Here is a 22,448-nt window from a genome sequence, read left to right as displayed (position 1 = left end):
TTTCATGAAGAATTCACTGACTAAAAGCGAGTTATCTCCGTATGTAGTCGCGCTGTCCATGCTAGGGTGGTAGCAGCGTCCTTTTACTCGGTCTGCTTTTTGGCTGCCTTTTTGCCCTAGCCCCCGCAACCAGTGAGCGAAGAAGTAACTATTGTTAAGAACGAAGCGGGCGTGGCTCGCACCAGCATGCGGCGCTTTGCCACAAACGTGGCATCGCTGTTTGGGGTGCAGGTGGCCAACTTTCTGCTGCCGCTGCTTACCGTGCCCTACGTGGTGCGCATCATTGGCCCCGAAAAGCTGGGGCTGCTCAACTTTTCGCAGGCCTACGTCACGTATTTCAGCCTGCTCATCAACTACGGTTTCGACATGGCGGCCGTGCGCGCCATTGCGGCCAACCGCAGCGACCAGGACGCCACCAACCGCATCGTGAGCCAGGTGCTGGCCGGCAAAGCACTGCTCTGGGTGCTATCTACCGTCATTTTCGCGGTAGTGTCGCTTTCCAATCCCGAGTTCAAGCAGCACCTGCTGCTGCACGTGTGCACCTACCTAGTGTGCATCGGCACGGTGCTGTCGCCTTTCTGGCTCTACCAGGCTATGGAGGACCTAGGGCGGGTGGCGCTGTTCAACCTGGCGGTGAAGCTCATTTTCTCGCTGTCGGTGCTGCTGCTCATCCGGCAGGCTAGCGACTATTTCTACCAAAACCTGGCCATCAGCGTGTCGCAGATTTTGGTGAGCGTGGGGGCGCTGTACGTAGCGCTGCGGCGCTTCCACATCAAGCTGCGCTGGCCCACGCGGGCCGAGTTGGCCAATCGGTTTCGGGAAGACCGCACGCTGTTCTTCTCTTCGGTCACGATTACCATTTACGCCAGCTCCAACATCTTCATCCTGGGGCTGATGAGCGTGCCCTATAACGTGGGCATCTACGCGGCCGGCACCCGGCTCGAGGGCATGGCCGAGTCGTTTATTGGATTAGCACTCAACCAGGCGTTTTTTCCGGTGGTAGCGCAGGCTTTTGGGCAAGGCCGTGAGGAGGGGCTGCGCATGGTGCGCAACACCTTTTTCCCACTGGTAGGGCTGCTGGTGCTGGTGGCGCTAGGGCTGTGGCTGGTGGGGCCGTTTGTGCTCACGCTGCTTTACGGGGCCAAGTTTCAGGAGGCCGGCACTATTCTGCGCGTGGTGGCGGTGCTGCCGCTGGTTATCGGCCTCAGCAACCTGCTAGGGCTGCACACTATGCTTAACCTGCGCATGGACCGGGCCTTTTTCCTGGTCACGGCCGTGGGCTCGGTGGTAGGGCTCGCCCTCAACTGGCTGCTCATCCGGCGCTTTGCCCACGTAGGGGCCGCCTACGCGCTGGTTATCACCGAATTGTACATCACGGGTGCCATGTATGGCTACCTGCGCTGGAAAGGCATCGAAGTTATCAAACTCTCGCACTTGCGCGAAACCGTGGACTTCACCAAGTCGCGCTGGCTGGCCCTGACCAAACGTTCAGCTTAGCTTATCCAACCTATCCAACCTGCTTATTATGGAAACTATTGCCGCCGTCGTGGTTACGTTTAACCGCCTGGCCGACCTTCAGAAATGCCTTGATAGCCTGCGCCAGCAGAGCCGCCCGCTCGATGCTTTCTACGTCATCAACAACGGGAGCACCGATGGCACCACCGAGTGGCTGGCCACCCAAACCGACTTGCAAGTAACCAACCAGCCCAACCTAGGGGGGGCGGGCGGCTTCGCTACGGGCATCGATACCGCCTACCGGGGCGGCCACACCTGGCTGTGGTGCATGGACGACGACTGCCTGGCCGCTCCCGACGCCCTGGCCCAGCTGCTGGCCGCGCCCCACCTCGGGCCGTGCATCAAAAACTCGATGTCGGTAAGCGCCAGCAACCACGAGGAACTGGCTTTCTTCGTGCAGCGCCCCCACAAAACCTACCGCCTGGTGAGCGATATGACCGACGTGGAGCTGGTGTACGACGTGGCTTCCTTCTTCAACGGTACGCTCATTCACTCGGAGGTGGTCAAGGCTATTGGCATCCCCGACAAAGCGCTGTTTATCTGGGGCGATGAGGTGGAGTACATGACCCGCGCTCAGAAGATGGGCTTTCCGGTGGTGACGGTGCCGAGCAGCGTTTTCTACCACCCGGCGGCCTTCGACCGCAACGGCATTCCGTGGCCCGGCGCCTGGAAGCAGTACTACGCCGTGCGCAACCAGCGCCGGGTGCTGCAAAACCAGTTTGGCAACACGGTGGGCCGCTTCGTTTTCGCCGCCTGGGCCGCCAAAGCCACCTTACAGCAAGCCCTAGCCAAGCGCGCCAACCGCCTCTACAATACGCTCCTCTACAGCGAAGCCATGCTGGATGGCCTGACCAACAATTTCCGCAAGCGGCCCGAAACTATCCAGACGCTCCGCTTCTACAAGTGGCGCAATGGCTAAGAGGAACGCTGCCTATCTACGCACAACGGGCCGGCCTGCTGATGCAGGCCGGCCCGGTTGTGCGTATGGGCGCCGGGTAGCCAGCCGGCTACTTCTGCACCACTTGCATGCTCACGCGCCTGTTCACGGCGCGGCCTTCTTCGGTGTCGTTGCTAGCGATATTATCCAGCACGCCGTAGCCTACGGCGGTGAGGCGACTGGTAGGCACCCCTAGGCTCACCAGCGCGTCGAGGGCGGCCTGGGCGCGGTCCTTGCTCAGCCGCAAGTTACTGAGGGGCTGGCCGGTATTGTCGGTGTAGCCGCCAATCTTAATCTTGGCGTCGGGAAACCGCTTCAGAATACTGGCCACGTTCGAGAGTTGCCACAGTGACTCGTTGGTCAGGGTCGCCTTATTGCTGTCGAAGTAAATACGGTCGAAGCCAATCCAGTCCTTGGTGGGGTCGGTGGGGTCCACGCCCTTACTGGGGTCAACCAGAAACTGGTAGAGCTTGCTTTCCGTCGAAGTAGCCCCGATTACCTGCCGCACGCCGTCCTTGAGCTTGAGCACGACCGGGACCGGCACCGTAGTAGCCGAAGCCACCGGCTTGGTTGCCAGGTTAGCCACCGGAATGGCCGTGTATTGGCGGTTGCTGCCCGCCGCTGCGCTGGTAGCCGCTGGGGCCGCAACATCGGCATCAGCCGAGCGCGTGCCAATAATGTACCCCAGCTCGGCTACGGCCACCACGCTAACGGCCATGAGCAGCCAATTGGAGCGGCTGGCAAACCACGACGGCTCGGGCCCGGCGCCCACGGCCGCCAGGGGGGCCACCCCACCCGCCAGGGGAGCCAGCACGGGCTCGGCCTGGTGCGGCCGCAGCCAATGCGCCAGCTGTGGCGCGCTCCAGTTATGCTCGGCTACCAGCCCTCCCAGCAGGCCTAGGGCGGCGCCCGTGGCCACGTCGAGCAGCTTGGCTACCGTAGTGGCCCGCACGCCAGCGGCCGTCGCAATGGCATGCACCGTGCCGTGAAAACGGTCAACCAGCACCTCTTTTACCAGGCCCGCCCCTACCGGGCTGCTGGCCGGCGCCGCGGCGGCTTCCTGGGCCAGCTTCCACACTTGGTCGCGGCCTTCGGGCTGGCTGGCCAGCTCGGCCAGGCTGGTCATTACCAGCTCGCTCACGCGGGGCAGGGCGTGCTGCACGGCCGCCGGCTGCTCGTCGCCCAGCGCCTGGGTTTGGAGCAGGCCGCGCGCCTCCATGGTTTGCTGAATCTGGGCGGGCATTTCGGCGAGGGTAGTCATAGCTAACTAGGTGTGAGGAGAGACTAAAAAGTGAGCGGGCAAGAGTATGTTGACTAACAATTGTTTACGTAAAAAGTCAGCAAAACAGATTGCTGACTTCAAATTTTACAAAAGCCCCAAAAACAGGTGCCGCCGCCAGCAGGCCCAAGCGGCACTGGCGCGGCAACGACCCGCGTAGAATGCAATTAAAAATACGTTGTTTCTAGTGGCAGCCCCAGCCTGTTGGCCGGCTTGTGCCCTAGGGGCTACAGCTGTTCTACCTTGCCGCCTTTGTACACCACGAAGGTGGCGCTATCAGTTACCAGCGCGCCGGTCTTGTTCTTGATGCGGTACACGTGCGCCAGCTCGGTACCAAGCCGGGTTGAGTCCCGCACGCCCGAGTAGCGGTTGGCAATTACCAGCAGCGAATCGTTGTATTTATTGGCTTTGCCGTAGCGCGCCAGGGCAACGGCCACTTCGGCGGGGGGGGCGTGGCGGGCCAGGGCCCCTTTGTAATTGGCCAGGGCCTGGTTGCGAGGCACCAGCGCATCGTCAAATACCTTCATGGCCAGCACCCCTTTAATGGCGGCCTCGCGCGCCTTGGTATACACCACCGGCCTCCCCCAGCCTAGGGGCTGGTAATCGGGAAAGGCTGCGGTGTGGGCTTGCACGTAGCTCACAACGGCTTTCTGCTCGGGGGTGGCAGGGGCAACTGGTGCGGCAGGCGCCGAGGTAGTAGGCGCCGACGGGTTGCAGCCAGCGGCCAGCACGAGCAGCCCTAGGGGGAGAAAATTTTTCATGAGGCAGCCAAAAGGCAGAAAACAAAGGACAACTTACTGATTATTTCACTATTAGCGACCAGCCCACTTAGCGATGCGCGGGCTGCGGCAGCCTTGGCACCGACCTGTGCTGTACGCGAGCCGGGTAGCCGGGGTTAGTGCTGCCGAGGTTATACTACGGCGCCTTGGCCGTAATTTTGACGAACCTCGCCCCCACCCCATCCGTAGGAGGCCCCAACTTATCTGGTTGGCAGTCGGCCCCTGCGGCGCAAGCTTTACGGCTGGCTTGGCCACCCGCCTACGCCGGGCAGCCAATTTGCTGACTAAAACGCTCTTACTGGCTAACTTAGCTTAGCGTAAGGTCGTCATCCACGCGCTCTGTTTATCACCTTTTTTTGCTTTCTTCGATGAGTTTACGTTTCCGCGCATCCTTACTACTGCTGAGTTTAGTGTTGATTGGGCTAGGCAGTTGCGTGTCGCAGCGCAAGCTTTCGTACTTGCAGGGCGGCAATTTTTCGACGGCTAAGCCCACGGAAGTTACCAACGCCCGCCCCCTCTACTTGCTGCACAACGGCGACGTGCTCAACATTCGGGTGCAGAGCGTGCAGCCCGTGCTGAGCGATATTTTCAACGTGCCGGGCCCGCAAACCGTCACCACCGGCGACCCGAGCGTGCTTTACCTCACGGGCTACCCCCTCGACGATACGGGCTCCATTACGCTGCCTACCGTGGGCAAAATAAAAGTGGTGGGGCTGTCGCTCGACCAGGCCCAAGCGCTGGTGCAGCAGAAGGTGAGCGCCTACGTGCGCGATGCCAACGTGCTGGTGAAGCTGCTGAGCTTTAAGGTGACGGTGCTAGGCGAAGTGCGGCAGCCCGGCCGCTACTTTATTTACAACACCCAGGCCACGATACTAGAGGGCCTAGGCCTGGCGGGCGACCTTAATGAATTTGGAAACCGCGAAAATGTAAAGCTGATTCGACAAACCGATAAGGGCTCGGAAGTCGTAATTCTGAATCTAACCGACCCCAATCTGCTGCAATCGCCTTATTATTACCTGCAGCCCAACGATGCCCTGTACGTGGAACCACTGAAAGCACGCGCGGCTCGGGGCAATGCCAATAATTTGGGAATAGTTTTTGCCGGTATCTCAGCAATCGTTTTGCTGTTGAGCTATATTCGTTATCGATAAGCAGGCCTCCATCCAAGGCTTGCCGCGCTCTTTCTTCCTATTGATACTATGGAAACACGTTCAAATGCCTTCTCGGCAGAAGTAGACTTGCACGAGATTTTTTTTAATTTCCGCCGGCGCTGGCGAGTCTTCGCAGTGGCATTGGTGGCGAGTCTGGCCCTAGGCTGGATATACCTGCAAGTAAAGTCGCCAGTGTACGACTTCAAGTCGACGCTGCTTATCGGCGACCAGTCGACGGGCTCGAAGCAGGCCCAGGAACTACTGCAACTACTTGATAGTAAGCCCAAAGGCTTGAAGTTAGAGGATGAGGTAGGCCTGCTTACGTCGTCTGACATGCTGCGACGTACCCTGGCGCAGCTGCCCTTCACGGTGAGCTACTACGTGGAGCCCGGCTCGTGGCTGAACTGGGTGCGGCCGCTGCAAGTGCGTGAGCGGGCCACCGGCGACATGCCCTTTTGGGTAACGGCTGTGCCCGGCCGGCCCCAGCTGACGGGGGTGCCCATTTACGTGGAGCCGCTGCCCGGCAATAAGTTTCGGCTGCACGCCCAGGCCAAGCGCGGCGAACTGCGCCAGCTGGCCACCGGTGAGTTGGTGCGTGAGGTGCAGGACGTGAGCTTCGACAAAACCATTGCGGCCGGCGATACGCTGCGCAGCAACCTGCTGACGGTGGTAGTGCGCCCCGAGCCCGACCAGCTGGGCGGCGACCAGGGTGCCAAGTTCTTCTTCAAGCTCAACGACTTGACCAGCCTGGTGGGCGAGTACCAGAACAGCCTCAAGGTGAAGCCTACCGACCACGAGTCGCGCATTTTGGAGCTGAGCACCCGCGGCTCGGTGCCGGCCAAGGAAACGCAGTTTCTGAATACGCTGATGGCGACCTACGTGCAGGACGACCTCAACCAGAAAAACCAAGTGGGCAGCAAGACGGTCGCTTTCCTCGACAACGAGATTAACAAGCTGGCCGCCAGCAAGAACTCTTCTTCGCGCAACCTAACACAGTTCCGCACTTCGCGCGGAGTGGTAGATGTAGGCGCCCAGTCGGGGATAGGTATTCAGCAGCAGAGCCAGTTGAGCGCCAGCCGCGCCCAGCTAGCCAGTAGCCGTCGCCAGTACCAAAGCTTGCTGAACTACTTGAAAACGCACCGCGGGGCGGGACAGCTATCGGCCATCAGCAGCGCCGGCATTGACGACCCTGCCACTACGGGACTCATTCAGCAGCTGTCGGACCTGAACAACCAGCGCGCTTCACTCATTGTGAGCGCCAGCGAGATAAACCCGCTGGTAGTGGTGCTAGACGAGAAGATTAACGCCACCAAGGAATCGCTCATCCAAACCCTGACGGGATTGGTCAACTCGTCGTCGAACGCCTTGAGCGCGACCGAGCAGCAGCTGGGCGCCGTGCGCGAGCAGCTCAGCCAGATGCCGGAAAACGACCGGCAGCTGAACAACCTGACGACCACCAGCTCCTTCAACGACAAGAACTACAATTTCTTGGTAGAGAAGCGCAACGAAGCGGCTATTGCGCTGGCTACCAACAGTACCGACAAGAAAGTGGTGGACCCCGCCAAGCAGCAGGGCCTAGGGGCCGCCGCCCCCAAGCCGCTGCTGGTGGGCCTGGTGGCGCTGCTGGCCGGGCTGCTGCTGCCGGCGGGCCTGGTGCTGATGCAGGACAAAGTGAACCGCCGGGTGCAAAGCAAGGAAGACCTGGCGCGCCTCACCAAGATTCCGCTCCTAGGGGTGATTCCGCATGGCAGCACGGCCGACAAGCAAACTATGCTGCACGACCCGCGCAGCCCCATCGCCGAGGCCTTCCGCGCGGTACGGGTAAACATGCAATACCTGGCCGCGGGCCTCGACAAGCGCGTTATCGGCGTCACATCGTCAGTGCCCGGCGAGGGCAAGAGCTTCTGCACGGTGAATCTGGCGGCCGAGCTGACCCAGAGCGGCCGGCGCGTGATGGTGCTGGAGTGCGACATGCGCCGCCCCACCCTGGCCGGCTACTTCAACATCGACACCCGCGCGCCGCACGGCCTGAGCACCTACCTGGCCGGCGATAGCACCCTGGAGGAAGCCCGCCACGCCACCAGCATCGGCGGCCTCGACGTGCTATGCTGCGGCCCGCTGCCCCAAAACCCCACCCGCCTGCTCGAAAGCCCCCTGCTGGGTGAGCTGCTGACGCATCTGCGCGAGGAGTACGACTACGTACTGGTGGATATTCCGCCGCTGGGCTACGTGTCAGAGTTCTTGGTGCTGATTCAGCACCTGGACGCCAAGATTTACGTGGTACGCCAGAACTACACCGACCGCACGCTGGTGAGCCAGATAAACGAGATGCACCGCGACCATAAGATGGAGCAGCTCTACATGGTCATCAACGACGTGCAGTTTGCCAATACCTACGAGTACCGCCACAAGGCCAACGCTTATAAGTACGGCGTGTAGCCACCAGCGGGCCCTAGGGTCTTACAGGGGATACAAGGTTCATTATCTAATCGTTACTTTTTCACGCACTTACCATTCGCCGCTGCTGCACCTAGCTCGAACCTGATGGCCGTTACCACGCAAAATCTTACCTCTACCGCCGTGCGCGGCATGCAGTGGACGACAGCGGCCACGGTGCTCACGGCCTTGATGCAGATTGGCTACACTGCTATTATGGCCCGGCTGCTGCCGCCTACCGCCTTCGGGCTGGTGGCCATGACGGGGGTGGTGCTGCGCTTCGGCAGCTACTTTGCCGAGATGGGCCTGGGGCACGCCCTGGTGCAGCGCCTAAGCATTGATACTGCGGATGTGCGGGCCACCTTCACGGCCTCGCTGGCCCTTGGGCTGGCCGTGGCGGGCCTGGCCTGGCTGGGGGCACCGCTGGCCGTTTTCTTTTTGAAGAACGAGGCGGTGCTGCCTTTGGTGCGGGTGCAGGCCCTAGGATTCATTTTGGTGGGCCTGGGTGCTACGGCTACCAGCCTGCTGCGCCGCGAAATGCGTTTCGATGCCATTGCCAAGGTGGAGGTGGTGGCCTACGTGCTAGGCTACGGCGGCGTGGGCGTGATGCTGGCTTGGCAGGGCGCCGGGGTGTGGAGCCTGGTAGTGGCTAGCCTGGCCCAACAGTTCTTTGCGGCCCTATTCAACTACCTGGTAGTGCGCCACTCGCTACGGTTCATCTTCGACTGGGCGCCCTACGCCCGGCTGCTTAGCTACGGCGGGCGCACGTCGCTAGTTGGCTTTCTAGAGTTTATCAACGGCAACCTCGACACGCTACTGATTGGCCGGCTGCTGGGCTCGGCGCTGCTGGGCATCTACAACCGGGCCTACATGCTGCTGTACCTGCCAATGTACTTCCTGACCAATAGCTTGGCGCGGGTAGCCTTTCCGGCGTTCAGCAAAATTCAGGAAGACCTGCCGCGGGTGCGGGCGCTGTACCTGGCGGGCAGCACCCTCATTGCCACGCTGGTGCTGCCGCTGTGCGCAGGCGTGGCCGTGGCGGCGCCCGAGCTGGTGGGCGTGCTATTGGGGCCACGCTGGCAAGCCTCAGTACCCATCCTGCGGGTGTTGTGCGTGGCCATTCCACTCAGCATGACCACCTTGCTAGCGGGCGTAGTGGCTGATGCCCGCGCCAACCTGCACCAGAAAGTCGTGCTCAACCTCACCTTTATGGCCCTGCTCACGGGGCTGTTTTGGAGCCTGAAGGGCTACGGCCTGACCGGCATTGCGGCCGCCATCGGCTTGGGTGAGGTCGTGCGCACCTTCCTTTACATGCGCATTACGCACCGCGACATTGCTATTCCATACTGGCGGCTGCTGGCCATTTACCGGCCGGGGCTGCTCAATGCCGCGGCGGTGGGCCTAGGGCTACTGGCGGTGGCCACGCTGCTGCGCCCCTGGCAGTTGCCCACCCTGCTCACGCTGCTGGCCCTGATGGCTACCGGCGCGCTGGTGCTGAGCCTAGTGGTGCTGCGCTGGCCCACGGCCGAGCTGCACCCGCTGCTGCGCCAGGCCGTGGGGCGCGCCCAGGGCCTAGGGCTGCCCGCTGGGTTGCGCGCCCCGCTCACCCGCTACGCTGGCTTTTTAGAGGCAAGCGCCAATTTATTTGGCAGCTTCGACGCCTTTGCCGAGCAAAGCAGCGGGCTGCCTCCCGAGCTGGTGGCTGAGCCCGAGCCGGTAGCGCACCGCTAGCGCATCCAGCGCCAACTCACGTACAAACATGTATGCCCCTAGGGGCGCTCCACCTGGGGTAGCCAGGCCGCTCGCTTTTTTATCGCTATGAACATTCTGCTAACTTCAACGCAAGTGCCAGGAGCAGCCTCCGGAGTGCGGGTGCACTACGAGCGCCTGGCGGCTTTGCTGCGGGCAGAAGGCCACACCGTAACGGTAGTGACGCTGGCTGACGCCCGGCCGGTGCCCAGTCGCATCATTGGCTCCCTACGCCACGCGCTAGGGCTGCTGCCGGGCCGCCTGGGCGAGCGCCTGGGCATCGAGCTTAGCGAAATAGCCAAGATTTACTTTGCCATCGACCGCCACCAAGCTTACGACGTGGTGAATGCCCAGGATGTGGGTAGCGGCTGGGCCGCTCGCCTGGCCTTGCGCGACCAGGTGCCGGTCGTAGTAACGGGGCACTATAACGACCATCCTGGCGAGGAAGTAATCAAGCAGCTGCGCCTGCCCGAAAAAAGCCTGGCCGCCCGGTTTGAACTGCGCTGGTTTAATTTCTTACTCAGCCGCACGCAGTTTTTCCTAAGTATTTCGGAATACGCCCTGCGCATGACCCGGACCCTGCTGCCACCCGCCACCCGCACCACCATCGTGCACAACGGCGTGGATATGGCGGCCTTTGCCCCCCCAAAGGGGCCTAGGCCCCCGGCCGCCGGGCCCAACTTGCGCGCCCTGTACCCCGGCCGGCCCATTGTGCTGAATATTGGCCAGCTGGAGGCCCGCAAAAATCAGCAGTATATGGTGCGCATGGCCAGCGAACTGCGGCAGCTGCACCCCGGCTGCCTCACGGTGCTGGTGGGCAAGGGCGAGGACGAGCCCATGCTGCGCGCGCTCATTGCCGAGCATGGCCTCGAGCACGACGTGGTGCTACTGGGCTATCATTCGCAGGTGGCGCCCCTGCTGCACGCGGCCGATTTGTACGTGCATACGGCCACCCGCGAAAACTGCCCCTACGTGGTGATTGAAGCGATGGCGGCTGGCTGCCCCGCCCTAGCCCTGGCCGCTGGCGGCAGCCCCGAGCTACTGGCTGGCACCCCCGAAGCCTCGCTGCCGCAAAGCACCCCGCCAGCAGCGCTAGCCCAGCAAGTGGCCGAGCTGTTGGCCGACCCAGCGGCCCGGCGCAGCTTGCAGCAGCGCCAGTATGCCTACGCCCGCACCCGCTTCGACACCGCTGCTATGGCGCGGGGCACGCTGGCTTTTTACCAGCAGGCCAGGGGCCTGGCCCCGCCCGAAGCCCCGCGGCCTACCTCGCCGCGGCCGGCCCACGCGGCGCATCCTGCGTAGCTAGCTTTATTCGTTCGCCGCTGCCTTATCTTCTATGAAATTTCGCCTGCACTTTCTGCTTATTATGCCGCTGCTGGCGGTGCTGGCCACCAATGCGGCCTTTTGGGAATTTATTTACGGGCCCCAGATTGACCAGGAGCCCGATGGCATCAAGCTCTACACGTACGGGCTGTTTGCGGGCTTCACGGCGTTTCTGTTTCTCTACGGGCGCAGCATGGAGCCACTTATCCGCGGCTGGCTGTGGGTGGTGCTGGCCGTTATCGGGGGGCTGATGCTGGAGTCGTATGCCAACCAGGGCTCGTGGCTGGCCTATCCGCACGTATTCAGCAAGCTCTTTATGCTGCTTATATTGCTCGGCACCTATACCTTTTACCGGCGCTTTGGGCTGCCTTCCCTCGGGCAGGTAGTGAGCGTGTTGGTGCTGGTGCTCATTGCCAACCTACTGGTTTTTCACCGCGACTCGCTCAGCCTCTCGGCCTTCGCCGAAAATGAGCGGGGCTTTGCCTCGTCGTCGGCCTACCTATTTTTGCCAGTGGCGCTGTATTGCCTCAACCGCTACCTGGCCAAGGGCAGCCTGCTACTGCTGCTGGGCTTTTTCATGAGCCTGGTATTCATCCTATTCTTGCAGCACCGCTCGGTGTGGATTGCCACTGTCATTGCCGTGCCCATCGACTTGCTGCTGCTGCGCCGAGCGGGTGGCGTTCGGTTTTCCTTCAATAAGATATTGCTGCTGATAGCCCTGCCGGTCGGGCTGGGCTCGCTGGGCGTGGGGGCCATCGTGCTCAACAACCCCGAGGTGATAACCCGCATGCAAACCAACGTGGAGGACATGGCCAACGCCGACAAGCAGGGCACCGGCAGTTGGCGCCTCAAGCAGCTCGAGTCGTACCTGCCGCTGGTGTATGAGCGGCCCATTGCCGGCTGGCGCCTCGAGGGTTTTGAGGTGCCCATGCAGTTTTACGACCCTAGCAACGACCAGCCAATGTGGGCCGACCGCACCGGCCACCACTTCCATAACTTTTACCTCGACCGAGCCTTTTACTTCGGCATTCTGGGCATTTTGCTGGTGCTGCTGGTGCCCGTTATTCGGGTGGCGCAGCGGCTGCTGCAGCGCGGGCCCCTGCGCACCGACACGGCCCTGCTCATGGCCTACTTCATTTCCTTGCTGGTGTTTTCGGCTTCTTACGACTGGTCGACCTACCATTTTGCCTTGCTGGGGTTGATGTTGGCCGCCATTGCCGAGCCCGAGCCTCTCCTAAGCGACGTGGCCGCCGAAGATGCGGAGGCAGCCAACGAGGCCCCTGCCCGGCAACCGCTGGTTCAGCCGCGCACCTACGCGCCGGCCTAGCCCTGGCCGTTTTTTCACCCCTAGGCCTTCCTTTCCCTGTTTGCTATGAAAATACTGTGGCTTGCCCCCTACCCGCACCCGCTAGAGCCAGCGGCCCACCCGGTGCCGTGGGTAGGCACCTTGGCCAATCTGCTGAAGCAGGTGCCGGGCGTCGAGCTGACGGTGCTCAACTGGACGCACCGCATTGCCCAGCCAGTGGATGAGTTTGACCGCGACGGCATGCACTTCATTTACTTGAAGACGCCCAAAGTGCGCACTGACATCCTGACGCTGTACCAGTGGCGCATTGCCATCGTGCGCAAGTACCTGCGGGCCCACGCTCATCAGTACGACCTGCTGCACCTGCACGGCTCCGAATTGCAGCTGCCCGCTATGACGGCAGGCTTGCGCGTGCCCAAAATTCTGTCGGTGCAGGGCATCGTGTCCGACTACGCGCGGGTGGTGCCTAAGCGGTTTTCGATGTTGAAATTCTTGTGGACGCTGGCCGGCTACTACGAAAAGCGCTACCTGCCCACCATTCACAACTTCATTTGCCGCACTACCTGGGACAAAGCCCTCACGGCCAAGCTAAGCCCCGGCTGCACCATCTTCCACAACTGGGAAACCATTCGGCCCGACTTTTTCACGGCCGCCGAGCAGCCGGCCCCGGCCCCATTGCCGCGGCCCCAGGCCCTGTTTGTGGGGGGCAACCAAATAGTTAAGGGTTTCAAGGAGCTACTTATTGGCTTCAACGAGATTGCACAGCACACCAACCTGAAGCTGGTGATAGTGGGACGCTTGCAGCCGGCCGACATCACGGCCGTGGCCGAGAAGCACCAGCTGCGCCACGTGGGCCCCGACAACGTAGAATGCCGGCCGTTCCAGGACGGCGTGGGCCTAGCCAAGCTCTACCGCGAGTCGTTTTGCCTGCTACACCCGTCCTACATCGACAACAGCCCCAACAGCGTGTGCGAGGCGCAGCTGATGGGCCTGCCGGTGGTGGCGTCGGACGTGGGGGGCGTGGGCTCGCTCATCACCGAGGGCGAAACCGGCCTGCTGTGCACCCTGGACCCCAGCACGCTAGCCCGGCAAACCATCCGCCTGCACCGCGACCCGGCCCTGCACCAGCGTATTGCCGAGCAGGGCCGGGCACTGGCGCTAGAGCGCCACAATCCCGACACCATTCTTCAGCGCACGCTGGCGGCCTACCGCGCCGTTCAGGCGGCGCCCACCGGCCAGCGCGCGGCTGCGGCCGCGCCAGTGCTGGTAGCCGAATAGCTCCACTATTCGTAAGGAAGCTGGAAACCCTGGCTTGCACTACTATCTTAGTTGCTAGAGTCCCGTTCTTCTGTAAGCCAATGCTATGCTAACAACTGCTGCCCCTTCGCCAACGCGCCCTGCCGGGGCGGCCCCGGCGCCCGGTGCCCTCACCACGCCGGTGCTGCTGCTCATTTTTAGCCGCCCCGATACCACGCGGCGCGTATTCGAAACCATTCGGCAGGCCCGGCCTACGCGCCTGTACGTGGCCGCCGACGGCCCCCGCCCCGGCCATCCCACCGATGCCGTGCGCTGCGCCCAAACCCGCGCCGTGGTGGAGGAAGTAGACTGGCCTTGCGAGGTATTTACGCTGTTTCAGGAAAACAACCTGAACTGTGGCCTAGGGCCGGTCACGGCCATGAACTGGTTTTTTGCGCACGAAACCGAGGGCATCATTTTAGAAGACGACTGCGTGCCCTCGCCCAGCTTCTACCGGTTTTGCGCCGAGCTGCTGGCCCGCTACCGCCACGATGCGCGCGTGATGCACATCGGGGGCAACAACTTTGGCTCGGAGGCGCAGCGCCCCCTAGGCCCCGGCGAGCCCTCGTACCACTTCTCGACGCAGCGCAACAGCTGGGGCTGGGCCACCTGGCGCCGGGCCTGGCAGCTCTACGACTACCATCTCACCGATTTTAAGCGTGTGGTGGCTGCTGGCGAGCTAAACGACACCTTTACCGGTCCCCTCGAAAGGCGCTACCGCCTGGGCAAGATGGCCGGCGTGCTGGCCCTACCTCAGCCGCCCGACGTGTGGGACTACCAGTGGGAGTACACCATTGCCCGGCACCAGGGGCTTTATATTGTGCCCGCCGTGAACCTGGTGGGCAACATTGGCTTCGGCCACGACTCGACCCACACCCACGACAGCGGCGACAACCAGGGCGCCGTGCCGGCCGGCAACCTCGCCTTTCCGCTGCGCCACCCGGCGCGCGTGGTGCAGGACCGCCGCCGCGACAGCCGCCGCTTCAACGAGTTTTTACTGAGCCGTGTGAAGGCCATTGTGCGGCGCGTGCTGGCCGGCCAGAAGCCCGTGGCGGCTGGCCTGCAAAGCCCCCAGAACCCTAAGTCGCGCCAGCCCCAGGCTGCTGCGCAGCCCAACTAGCTTTTTGCATTTATGAGACTTCTGCTATCGGCCTACGCCTGCGACCCTTCCCGCGGCAGTGAAGAGGGGTCGGGCTTCAACTGGCTGTGGCAGGCCGCCGCCCTAGGCCACGAGGTGTGGTGCCTGACCACCCCACGCGGCCGCGCTAATATTACTCAGGTATTGGCCGAGCGTGCCGCCAACCCCATCGCGGCCCGCATCCACCCGATATATGTCGATGTGCCTAGGGCCGTTAACTACGCCTACCGCTGGCAGCCGGGCGTGTACCTGCACTACGTGGTATGGCAGTACCAGGCCTGGCGCGTAGCCCAGCGACTTGATGCGCAAGTCAATTTTGATGTGGTGCACCACGTCACCTACAACAGCTTGCAGATGGCTTCGTGGCTGTGGCGCCTGGGCAAGCCGCTATTGCTAGGCCCCCTAGGCGGCGGCATGACTGCCCCAGCCTCCTTGCGCTGCTACCTGCCCGATTGGTTTAAAACTGAAACCGTGCGTAATGCTATCAGCAGCTTGCTCACCACCTTCGACCCTAACGTACGCCAGTCGCTGCGGCACGCGGCCCTAGTATTTGCGGCTAACCGCGACACCGCCAACCTAGCGCGCCGCTTGGGTGCGCGCCACGTCGAGCTGGTGATGAGCGTAGCGCTGCCCGCTGAGTACCGGCCGGCCGCTTACCCGCCTCGCCCGGCGCTGGCTGGCCGCCCGTTGCGCATCCTGTGGCTGGCCCGGCTATACCCACGCAAAGGGCTGGCGCTGGTGCTGGATGCCCTAGGGAAGGTAGATAAACGAATACCTTTTCACCTCGACATTATGGGCGATGGCCCGGTGGGGCCACTAGTGCCGGGCTGGATAGCCGCCGCTGGCCTCACCGACCGCGTAACCTGGCACGGCAGCGTGCCCTACGAGGCCACCCGCGCCGCCTACCTCAGCCACGACTTGTTTATGCTTTGCAGCCTGCGCGATACCTACGCCAACCAGTACCTGGAATCGATGGCTATGGGCTTGCCCATTCTGACGCTGGACCACCACGGAGCTACCGATTTTATCCCCGACGACGCGGGCATCAAAGTCCCCGTGCAGTCGGCCGAGGCTACCACGGCGGCCCTGGCGCGGGCCGTAGAATACCTCTACGACCACCCCGCTGAATTGGAGCACATGGGCCGCGCAGGTTTCGCTTACGCCAGCAAATTCAACGTGGGCTTTTTGCTGGCCGACCTTTACCGGCGGGCGGCAGCCATCAGGCCTACGCTGGCTAGCCTAGCCCCCGAGTGGGTGCGGAGTTAACAGTGCGCAAGCAAAGAACGGCAGACGTGGGAGTCTTCTTCCAATTGCTACCGTTCATTTCTTAACTCGCAACTGTTGCTTTACATCTTATAACCCCTTATGTTATACATTATTATCCCCGTCTTCAACCGCTGGCAGTACACCCGCGCCTGCCTCGAGTCGCTGCGGGCGCAAACTACCCAGGCGTTTCGCACGGTAGTCGTAGACGATGGCTCGACCGATGAAACGGCCGCTGCCCTGGCCCGCGACTACCCCGAGGTAGAGGTGGTAACCGGCAGCGGCAACCTGTTTTGGACGGCCGGCGTGAACCGGGGCATCGAGCGGGCGCTGGCCCTAGGGGCCACGCAAATCATGACGCTTAACAACGATGTGGTGACGGCGCCCGACTTTGTGGCCCAAATGCTGGCTGCCGCCGCCGAGCACCCCACCGCCGTGCTGGGCGCGCTGGAGTTTGACGCCAACACCGGCGAGGCTATTTACGGGGGTGAGCGCCTCGATTTCCGCACCAATACCCGCTACGACTTGCTGCACGAAGTGCCGGCTGACCAGCGCCGTGCGGGGCTGCACCCGGTCACGTACCTGCCGGGGCGCGGGCTGCTCATTCCCAAGGCCGTCATCGATAAGATTGGGCTATTTGATGAGAAGCGCTTGCCCCACTACCTGGCCGACTTCGATTATACCAGCGTGGCCCGCCGAGCCGGCTTCCCGGTGTATTGCAACTACGCCGCGCACCTGAGCACCTACCCTGAGGAAAGCGGCCAGACCCTGACGCGCAAAAAGCGCAGCCTGAAGGGCTACTTCCAACACCTGTTTGGCATTCGGGGAGGCGGCAACATGGTCAATTTCACGCACTTTGCGCTCAAAAACTGCCCTAGACCCTACCTGCCCTACTTCCTGCTCAACGGCTACGCGCGCCGCCTGGTGGGGTATTTTCTGCACTAGATGCCGGCCTTTTTCCGCTTCCTGGCCGGCAGCTGCTGGCTACTGAGCCTGGGCAGCAGCCCTGGGCTGCTGGCCTGCGCCAGCCACCACGCCACCGGCGAGGCCAAGCTAGTTATCACCCACGGCGGCACCTACTCGGGCACCTACGCCAGCACCGAATCGGGGGTGGCTTGCATTCGGGTGGCCACGCGCGAGCCGGTAGTGCTGGACGGCTGCCAGCTGCGCGGCCCCGGCAACCTGATTGAGGCTGGCGAAGGCGCCGACCTGACCGTGCGCAACTGCCGCGGCCAGGGCCTGCCGCCCACCCGCGACAAGCAGGCGCCCGGCCGCTTCCTGGATGCCTACAAGGCCCAGCGCCTCACCATCGAGCACAACCAGTTTGCCCAAACCAGCGGCATTGTAGTCAACCGCTGGACGCCCGCTGAAAGCCCAGCCACGCCCGGCGCCCCAGGCCCCACCCTGACGGTGCGCTACAACGTGGCCACCAACATTGACGGGCGCTGGCGCAACGGCACTAGCAGCGGCGGCGAGGGCTTTACGCGCGCCAGCTTCTTGCAGCTCAACACGGTGCAGCACCTGGCAGGCGTAGATATCGCTTTCAACCAGGTGCTTAACCTACCCGGTGAAAGCCGCGTCGAGGACAATATCAACTTCTACAATTCGAGCGGCACGGCCGCCAGCCCCTTGCACGTACACGACAATTTTGTGCGCGGCGGCTACCCCATTCCGGCCACCGCCAAAGACAGCTTCACCGGCTCGGGCCTGACGACCGATGGTGACGCCACTACGTCCGAAACCACTACGGCCTACCTCGAAGCCGACCACAACCAGTTTGTGGGCATCGGCAACGCGGCTATGAACATCGCCGCCGGCCATGACATCTACTACCACGACAACCGCCTCGTGAGCAGCGGCTTGCTGCCCAATGGTCAGCCGTTTTTCGCCGGCTTCGCGGGCCTAGGGGTCGCCAACTACTACAAGCAAAAGCCTGCTTTATTTTTCAACCACCGGGTAGCAAACAACATCATCGGCTACGTGCGCTGGGGCGGCCACGAGCCCTACGACAACCGCCAGGACCTGGCTCCCGACGCCTGCGCCCCCTGCGCTGCCACCATCCACCTGCCCAGCCCCATTACCCTAGCCACCGAAAATCAGGAGTGGCTCGGTTGGCTGGCCAAAGTGCGCCAGCACCGGGTGGTGCTGGGGCCCGTAGCCCGGCCTGGCCACCCAGCCCGGCCCTAGGCCTGCTTGAGGTGCTCGGCCAAGCGCAGGGCGTGGGCCACAATGGTGAGCGTAGGGTTGGCGTGGCCCCCGGTGGGGAAGATAGACGAACCTGCCACGTATAAATTACTTACGCCGTGCACTTTAGCATCGGCATCTACTACGCCCACCCTAGGGTCGGTGGCCATGCGGGTGGTGCCAATGTGATGCGCCGTCGAGTTGTAGGCGGCTACCCGCCGACCCAGGTACCGGCGTAGTTCGGCCTCGTCGTAGGTGATTTCGCCCAGATTATTGGCCCGGAACTGCGCTACGAACAAGCGGTGGGCTTCGACTACTGAATCGACGTCGGCCTCGATGAAAGCGAGACGCACTTCGGCGCGAGGCATACCAAAAGCGTCTTTCTCGGTAGGCGACAGGCCAACGCGGCTTTCACGGTTGGGCGCTTGCTCGGCCTGGAAATACAAGCCCCAGTAGGCATTGCGCCGCGAGGGCAGCAGGAACGGCAGACGGCGCTTGGCGGCGCGCTGGAAGCCTAGGCGTACCAAGTCGGGAATTTCCAGCAGGCCATTTTTCAGAATGTTTAGGAAGTGCTCGCGGGCGTCGGGCAGCACCTGCTTAGCCTGCCGAATCATCTGGCTTATCGACCGCTGGCCCACAATGGACAGCACTGCCTTGGCCACGAAGCGCGTCGAAAATAGCACATCGCGGTGGCCGTTATCAGTGTTGGCGTGGTAAAGAAAAAAGATGGTATTGAACAGCTTATGCGCGGCTTGTGCCGGCTCGGAAAACCACCAGCGCCGGCGGCAGTACACGCCATTGGCATCGCGCTCGAAGCCGCCCCAGAGCTGACTTTTATCGTGCAGTTTCACATCGGTGTAGGTGCCGCTGAGGTGTACCATGTAGTAGCGCCCTACGTTGTCGTGCTGGTTGCCTAGGCCCGTTGGGAAGCGCTCGCTGGTTGAAGCCAGCAGCAGTCGGGCATTTTCGATGCCGCCCGTGGCCAGCACAAACCGGCCGGCCCGCACCTGCAGCCGAAAGCCCCGCACGTCCACGTCCACTTGGCTAACCTCGTCGGCTCCGGGAGTTGTATGCAGGGCAATAGCGTGGGCATCGAATAGCACCTGAATGTTGGGGCTGGCCTCGAGAGTGGCGCGGTATTCCTTGCCAAAGTGCACAGGTGGGCTCCAGCGCTCGAGCGGGTACGACACTAGCTCGGCCGAGTCGAGTCCGGCCACAATCTCGGTTGGGTTGCCCGCGAAAGCTCGACGGGCATCAAACTCAAAATCACCAATCTGGCACAGCTCGGCAGCGTGCTGATAATACGGCAGCAACTCATCGTAGGTGAAGGGCCAGCCACTGTTGGGCACCCAGTCGCGGCGCTTAAAATCGAGTGGCTCGAACGGAATGCAACGCCCGCCCCAGGCCGCCGAGGTGCCCCCAAACTGGCGGCGGCGGTTTTCCTCTAGCGGCTCGTGCGAGCCAGCCGGCCACGCGCTGCCACGGTAAAGGTCTTGGCTGGCCACGCTTTCCGTCCAGCCGCCGCCGGTTAGCATCAGCACGCGCAAGCCCGTATTATTCAGGCTCAGCGCCAAAGAGATGGCGGCCGGTCCGCTGCCAATGAGGCAGATATCGGCCGTCAAGACTTTGTCGAGCTGAGCGAAATTATCGGTAATAATCATGCAAGCAGTTGGGTGAGCATCGGCTGAGCCGCGGACAAGCTGGGCACGTAGCGTAGCGCGTCGATATTATGGGTAAGGTGGCTAGAGCTACCAGTGCCAAATAGTACTATGTCGGCTTGGTGTTGGGCCAGCACGCCTCCAATCAGCAGTTGCGCCAGCGAGAGCCCCGCCAGCCCCGGCAGCTGATGAATAGCAGCGGCCTGCTGCGCAAATTTGGGGGTAAGAGCGCGATAATCGCGCAACACCTGGTTGCCAATGAACGGAATGCCGTGGCTACGGCAGAGGGCGGCAGCAGGACTAGTAGCGCCCCAGGCAGCTTGCGACTGCACCAACTGTACCTGGCCGCTGGCCAAACCGGCTTCTACCACCCGGTAGTCATTGGCTGACACACCGGTGTAGCGAGCCAAGCCGCGCTGCTTAATTTGCGCTAGCCCTTCCCAGCAGTCAGAGTTGGCTACATCGTCCCAGGTGGGCTCGTGCAGCAGCAGCGCATCGGCGGCTTCCACCCCCAGGCGCCGGTTGCTTTTCTGTACGCTATCCACGAGGTAAGCCGCCGAATAGTTGGGCCGGGCGCCAGCGCGCTGCTTCACCTTTTTGGCTAGCTGGTTGAGGGGCGAGAGCCAGCCAGGCGCGTGCACCCTAGGCAGACCCGCTTTGGTAACCACAAAAAATGACAGCCCGGTGGCCTTTAAGCACTTGCTAATGAGCCGCTCCGCATCGCCCGAGCCGTAAAAATCAGAAGTATCCAGCAGGTTTACGCCTTGGGTGGCGGCCGCTTGCAGCATCTGGGTGAACGCTGTGGCCGACAGCCGGTTTCCTAAGGAAGCCGAGTGGCTTGTACCCATTCCCACTCGTGACAAATCTTGTAAAGAAAGCATACGTTGCTAGCTGCTGGCTCGCTACTTGTGCCATAGGGTTTACGTGGCTAAGCGGCCCTAAAGGTAACCTAACGTAACGCTTGGGTAGGGGGTTAGGCCTAGCCGTGGCGGGCGGGCCTAGGCGGCCAACCGGCGGCGGTGGAGCTGCAGCCAGCGCTTGGGCTGAAAATCAGTGCGGAAGAGCGCGCATTGGCGCGCTACGTCGCGGTTGCCCCAGAGCAGAAAGCGATTAAGCAGCAGCATATCTACTCCGTGCTGCGCAAAGGGCAGATAGTTTTTACCGGCCGCTACGGTGGTGCCTAGCTCTAGCCCAGCCGTAGCCGCGGCCGCCCGCACCACCGCCGATACGTTGCCATTGGGGTAGGCTACGGCGCAGGGTATTTCACCGGTGAGGTGGGCTAGGTAGTGCTGGCAGGCAGCTAGCTCTTGGTTGGCGTCGGCGGAGGCGTAGTGGGTAAGCACGGCGTGATGCGCCGTATGGTTGCCCAGCACCACCTCCGGCTCGGCAGCAAAGGCGGCCAGCTCGGCAGGCGTGAAAGGCCGGTCCAAGTCGCCCACCGGCAGCAGGGCGGCCGGCCCGAACTGCGCCCGCAGGTACTCGGCAATATCGAGGTGGTGCAAGCGTTGCAGCAGCGCATATTCGGCGGCCTGCGCGGCGGGCGCCAGGGGCTGCGCCCGTCGCCCGCGGTACACCACATCCCACCAAAAGGCGTGCCCGCTCAGCACGTGGTCGGACGAGATGAAGAAGGTGGCCGGCACCCCGTAGCGCCGCAGCACAGGCAGCGCCAGGCGGTTGTTGTAGTAGCCATCGTCGAAGGTGATGAGCGCGTACCGGCCGGCGGGGTCCAGGCCGCGCAGCACGTCGGCGGGCGTCACAAAAACGTAACCGTGGGCCAGAAAATCGGCCACGAACTGCGCAAACAGCTCGACGGTAATGCGTTGCTGAGGGTCTACCTCGTGGCGAAGCATGGCGGCCTCATCCTCAAATAGGACGTGAAACATAAAAACCAAAAGCGCCGGGCGCTCTGGTATCACCGCCAAACTGGCTAGCGATACCTGCTCGCTGAAGTGATTAAATACCTTCTTTAATGAAAAACCCATCGTGTAATTTAAGCAGGATAATACCAAGATTAAGTTTAAACCTTTCTGAATAAGTTAAATTCTCGTTTTGAGCAAGCTCTGGCATTTGTCGGGCGTGAGGCTAGGTTTTGCCATTTCAAACAAGCGAGGCCGCCTAGGCAGCTACTCACTGATTGTTAGTTGCCTGGCGCGTTAAAGTACAGCTTATTATAATCGAGCAATTTGGCTTTTATCAGTATATCTGGTTTTTATAGTACATAATAACTTCACAATTTATTTTCATACCCCTTACTGATTCAACGACTTATGAAATAACTCTAGTCCTTATATTTGCTAAGGCATACTTTATAGATTGTAATATTTTTAATCAACACGCAAAGCTTCACATTCGATTTATGATAGGAAACATTTCTATTTTAGGTTGGTTGCTACGGGTTCGCACCTCGCTTACACCTCGACAGCTGCTGCCCGTG

General features: G+C 61.8%; 17 protein-coding genes. 12 read left to right on the top strand and 5 right to left on the bottom strand.

From position 1 onward, the window contains the following. The first annotated feature begins 132 nt into the window (after positions 1-132). Together HHL22_RS21195 and HHL22_RS21190 are read left to right on the top strand one after the other, a co-directional pair. The gene (locus HHL22_RS21195) at positions 133-1,497 is read left to right on the top strand and encodes a flippase (RefSeq protein ID WP_317172714.1); all 1,365 of its coding nucleotides are present in this window, start codon (positions 133-135) and stop codon (positions 1,495-1,497) included. A gap of 28 nt (positions 1,498-1,525) precedes the next feature. Beyond that, positions 1,526-2,434: a glycosyltransferase family 2 protein gene (locus HHL22_RS21190; RefSeq protein WP_169533375.1), complete on the top strand. Its 909-nt coding sequence runs from the start codon at positions 1,526-1,528 to the stop codon at positions 2,432-2,434. Positions 2,435-2,522: 88 nt separating this feature from the next. Here HHL22_RS21190 and HHL22_RS21185 read toward each other — a convergent pair whose 3' ends face one another. Next, positions 2,523-3,713: an OmpA family protein gene (locus tag HHL22_RS21185; protein WP_169533374.1), complete on the bottom strand. Its 1,191-nt coding sequence runs from the start codon at positions 3,711-3,713 to the stop codon at positions 2,523-2,525. A 245-nt stretch (positions 3,714-3,958) separates the two neighbouring features. Next, positions 3,959-4,492, bottom strand: a complete 534-nt coding sequence (locus HHL22_RS21180; RefSeq protein WP_169533373.1) for a hypothetical protein — start codon at positions 4,490-4,492, stop codon at positions 3,959-3,961. A 386-nt stretch (positions 4,493-4,878) separates the two neighbouring features. On the opposite strand from HHL22_RS21180, the gene HHL22_RS21175 reads away from it, so the two are divergent. The 10 genes from HHL22_RS21175 to HHL22_RS21130 all read left to right on the top strand — a co-directional run bounded on the left by HHL22_RS21175 (position 4,879) and on the right by HHL22_RS21130 (position 18,359). Beyond that, positions 4,879-5,661 carry a polysaccharide biosynthesis/export family protein gene (locus HHL22_RS21175; RefSeq protein ID WP_169533372.1) on the top strand — a complete coding sequence of 261 codons (783 nt, stop codon included), beginning with the start codon at positions 4,879-4,881 and terminating at the stop codon, positions 5,659-5,661. Between the two features lie 48 nt (positions 5,662-5,709). Then, positions 5,710-8,100, top strand: coding sequence for a polysaccharide biosynthesis tyrosine autokinase (locus HHL22_RS21170; protein ID WP_169533371.1), 2,391 nt, complete (start codon positions 5,710-5,712; stop codon positions 8,098-8,100). A gap of 105 nt (positions 8,101-8,205) precedes the next feature. After that, positions 8,206-9,828: a lipopolysaccharide biosynthesis protein gene (locus HHL22_RS21165; protein WP_169533370.1), complete on the top strand. Its 1,623-nt coding sequence runs from the start codon at positions 8,206-8,208 to the stop codon at positions 9,826-9,828. Positions 9,829-9,915: 87 nt separating this feature from the next. After that, entirely contained in the window at positions 9,916-11,148 is a 1,233-nt protein-coding gene (locus HHL22_RS21160; RefSeq protein ID WP_169533369.1) for a glycosyltransferase family 4 protein, read from the top strand. A gap of 34 nt (positions 11,149-11,182) precedes the next feature. Beyond that, positions 11,183-12,496 (top strand): O-antigen ligase family protein, encoded by a 1,314-nt coding sequence (locus HHL22_RS21155; RefSeq protein ID WP_169533368.1) that lies wholly within the window; start codon positions 11,183-11,185, stop codon positions 12,494-12,496. A gap of 45 nt (positions 12,497-12,541) precedes the next feature. After that, positions 12,542-13,753 carry a glycosyltransferase family 4 protein gene (locus HHL22_RS21150; RefSeq protein WP_169533367.1) on the top strand — a complete coding sequence of 404 codons (1,212 nt, stop codon included), beginning with the start codon at positions 12,542-12,544 and terminating at the stop codon, positions 13,751-13,753. A gap of 85 nt (positions 13,754-13,838) precedes the next feature. Continuing rightward, the gene (locus HHL22_RS21145; protein ID WP_195809341.1) at positions 13,839-14,891 is read left to right on the top strand and encodes a nucleotide-diphospho-sugar transferase; all 1,053 of its coding nucleotides are present in this window, start codon (positions 13,839-13,841) and stop codon (positions 14,889-14,891) included. A 12-nt stretch (positions 14,892-14,903) separates the two neighbouring features. Next, on the top strand, positions 14,904-16,175 hold the full coding sequence (locus HHL22_RS21140) for a glycosyltransferase family 4 protein (RefSeq protein WP_169533366.1): 1,272 nt from the start codon (positions 14,904-14,906) through the stop codon (positions 16,173-16,175). Positions 16,176-16,274: 99 nt separating this feature from the next. Next, positions 16,275-17,117 (top strand): glycosyltransferase family 2 protein, encoded by an 843-nt coding sequence (locus HHL22_RS21135; RefSeq protein ID WP_169533365.1) that lies wholly within the window; start codon positions 16,275-16,277, stop codon positions 17,115-17,117. Then, on the top strand, positions 17,118-18,359 hold the full coding sequence (locus HHL22_RS21130; protein WP_169533364.1) for a hypothetical protein: 1,242 nt from the start codon (positions 17,118-17,120) through the stop codon (positions 18,357-18,359). Here HHL22_RS21130 and HHL22_RS21125 read toward each other — a convergent pair. From HHL22_RS21125 to HHL22_RS21115, 3 genes are all read right to left on the bottom strand, one after another. After that, positions 18,356-20,017: a GMC oxidoreductase gene (locus HHL22_RS21125; RefSeq protein ID WP_169533363.1), complete on the bottom strand. Its 1,662-nt coding sequence runs from the start codon at positions 20,015-20,017 to the stop codon at positions 18,356-18,358. The two genes, HHL22_RS21130 and HHL22_RS21125, sit on opposite strands and share 4 nt — an antisense overlap. Continuing rightward, positions 20,014-20,862: an aldo/keto reductase gene (locus HHL22_RS21120; protein WP_169533362.1), complete on the bottom strand. Its 849-nt coding sequence runs from the start codon at positions 20,860-20,862 to the stop codon at positions 20,014-20,016. The genes HHL22_RS21125 and HHL22_RS21120 overlap by 4 nt, the downstream gene beginning before the upstream one ends. 150 nt (positions 20,863-21,012) lie before the next feature. After that, the gene (locus HHL22_RS21115) at positions 21,013-21,897 is read right to left on the bottom strand and encodes a polysaccharide deacetylase family protein (protein WP_169533361.1); all 885 of its coding nucleotides are present in this window, start codon (positions 21,895-21,897) and stop codon (positions 21,013-21,015) included. Positions 21,898-22,448 lie beyond the last annotated feature (551 nt).

Source organism: Hymenobacter polaris, from assembly GCF_012927305.1.
GTDB classification, from domain to species: domain Bacteria; phylum Bacteroidota; class Bacteroidia; order Cytophagales; family Hymenobacteraceae; genus Hymenobacter; species Hymenobacter polaris.
This window is presented reverse-complemented; position numbering and strand designations above follow the sequence as displayed.

Bases quoted from the DNA above. Each gene is read 5' to 3' on its own strand.
- HHL22_RS21190 (WP_169533375.1), top strand. From the start codon at position 1,526: ATGGAAACTATTGCCGCCGTCGTGGTTACGTTTAACCGCCTGGCCGAC.
- HHL22_RS21185 (WP_169533374.1), bottom strand. From the start codon at position 3,713: ATGACTACCCTCGCCGAAATGCCCGCCCAGATTCAGCAAACCATGGAG.
- HHL22_RS21180 (WP_169533373.1), bottom strand. From the start codon at position 4,492: ATGAAAAATTTTCTCCCCCTAGGGCTGCTCGTGCTGGCCGCTGGCTGC.
- HHL22_RS21175 (WP_169533372.1), top strand. From the start codon at position 4,879: ATGAGTTTACGTTTCCGCGCATCCTTACTACTGCTGAGTTTAGTGTTG.
- HHL22_RS21170 (WP_169533371.1), top strand. From the start codon at position 5,710: ATGGAAACACGTTCAAATGCCTTCTCGGCAGAAGTAGACTTGCACGAG.
- HHL22_RS21165 (WP_169533370.1), top strand. From the start codon at position 8,206: ATGGCCGTTACCACGCAAAATCTTACCTCTACCGCCGTGCGCGGCATG.
- HHL22_RS21160 (WP_169533369.1), top strand. From the start codon at position 9,916: ATGAACATTCTGCTAACTTCAACGCAAGTGCCAGGAGCAGCCTCCGGA.
- HHL22_RS21155 (WP_169533368.1), top strand. From the start codon at position 11,183: ATGAAATTTCGCCTGCACTTTCTGCTTATTATGCCGCTGCTGGCGGTG.
- HHL22_RS21150 (WP_169533367.1), top strand. From the start codon at position 12,542: ATGAAAATACTGTGGCTTGCCCCCTACCCGCACCCGCTAGAGCCAGCG.
- HHL22_RS21145 (WP_195809341.1), top strand. From the start codon at position 13,839: ATGCTAACAACTGCTGCCCCTTCGCCAACGCGCCCTGCCGGGGCGGCC.
- HHL22_RS21140 (WP_169533366.1), top strand. From the start codon at position 14,904: ATGAGACTTCTGCTATCGGCCTACGCCTGCGACCCTTCCCGCGGCAGT.
- HHL22_RS21135 (WP_169533365.1), top strand. From the start codon at position 16,275: ATGTTATACATTATTATCCCCGTCTTCAACCGCTGGCAGTACACCCGC.
- HHL22_RS21130 (WP_169533364.1), top strand. From the start codon at position 17,118: ATGCCGGCCTTTTTCCGCTTCCTGGCCGGCAGCTGCTGGCTACTGAGC.
- HHL22_RS21125 (WP_169533363.1), bottom strand. From the start codon at position 20,017: ATGATTATTACCGATAATTTCGCTCAGCTCGACAAAGTCTTGACGGCC.
- HHL22_RS21120 (WP_169533362.1), bottom strand. From the start codon at position 20,862: ATGGGTACAAGCCACTCGGCTTCCTTAGGAAACCGGCTGTCGGCCACA.
- HHL22_RS21115 (WP_169533361.1), bottom strand. From the start codon at position 21,897: ATGTTTCACGTCCTATTTGAGGATGAGGCCGCCATGCTTCGCCACGAG.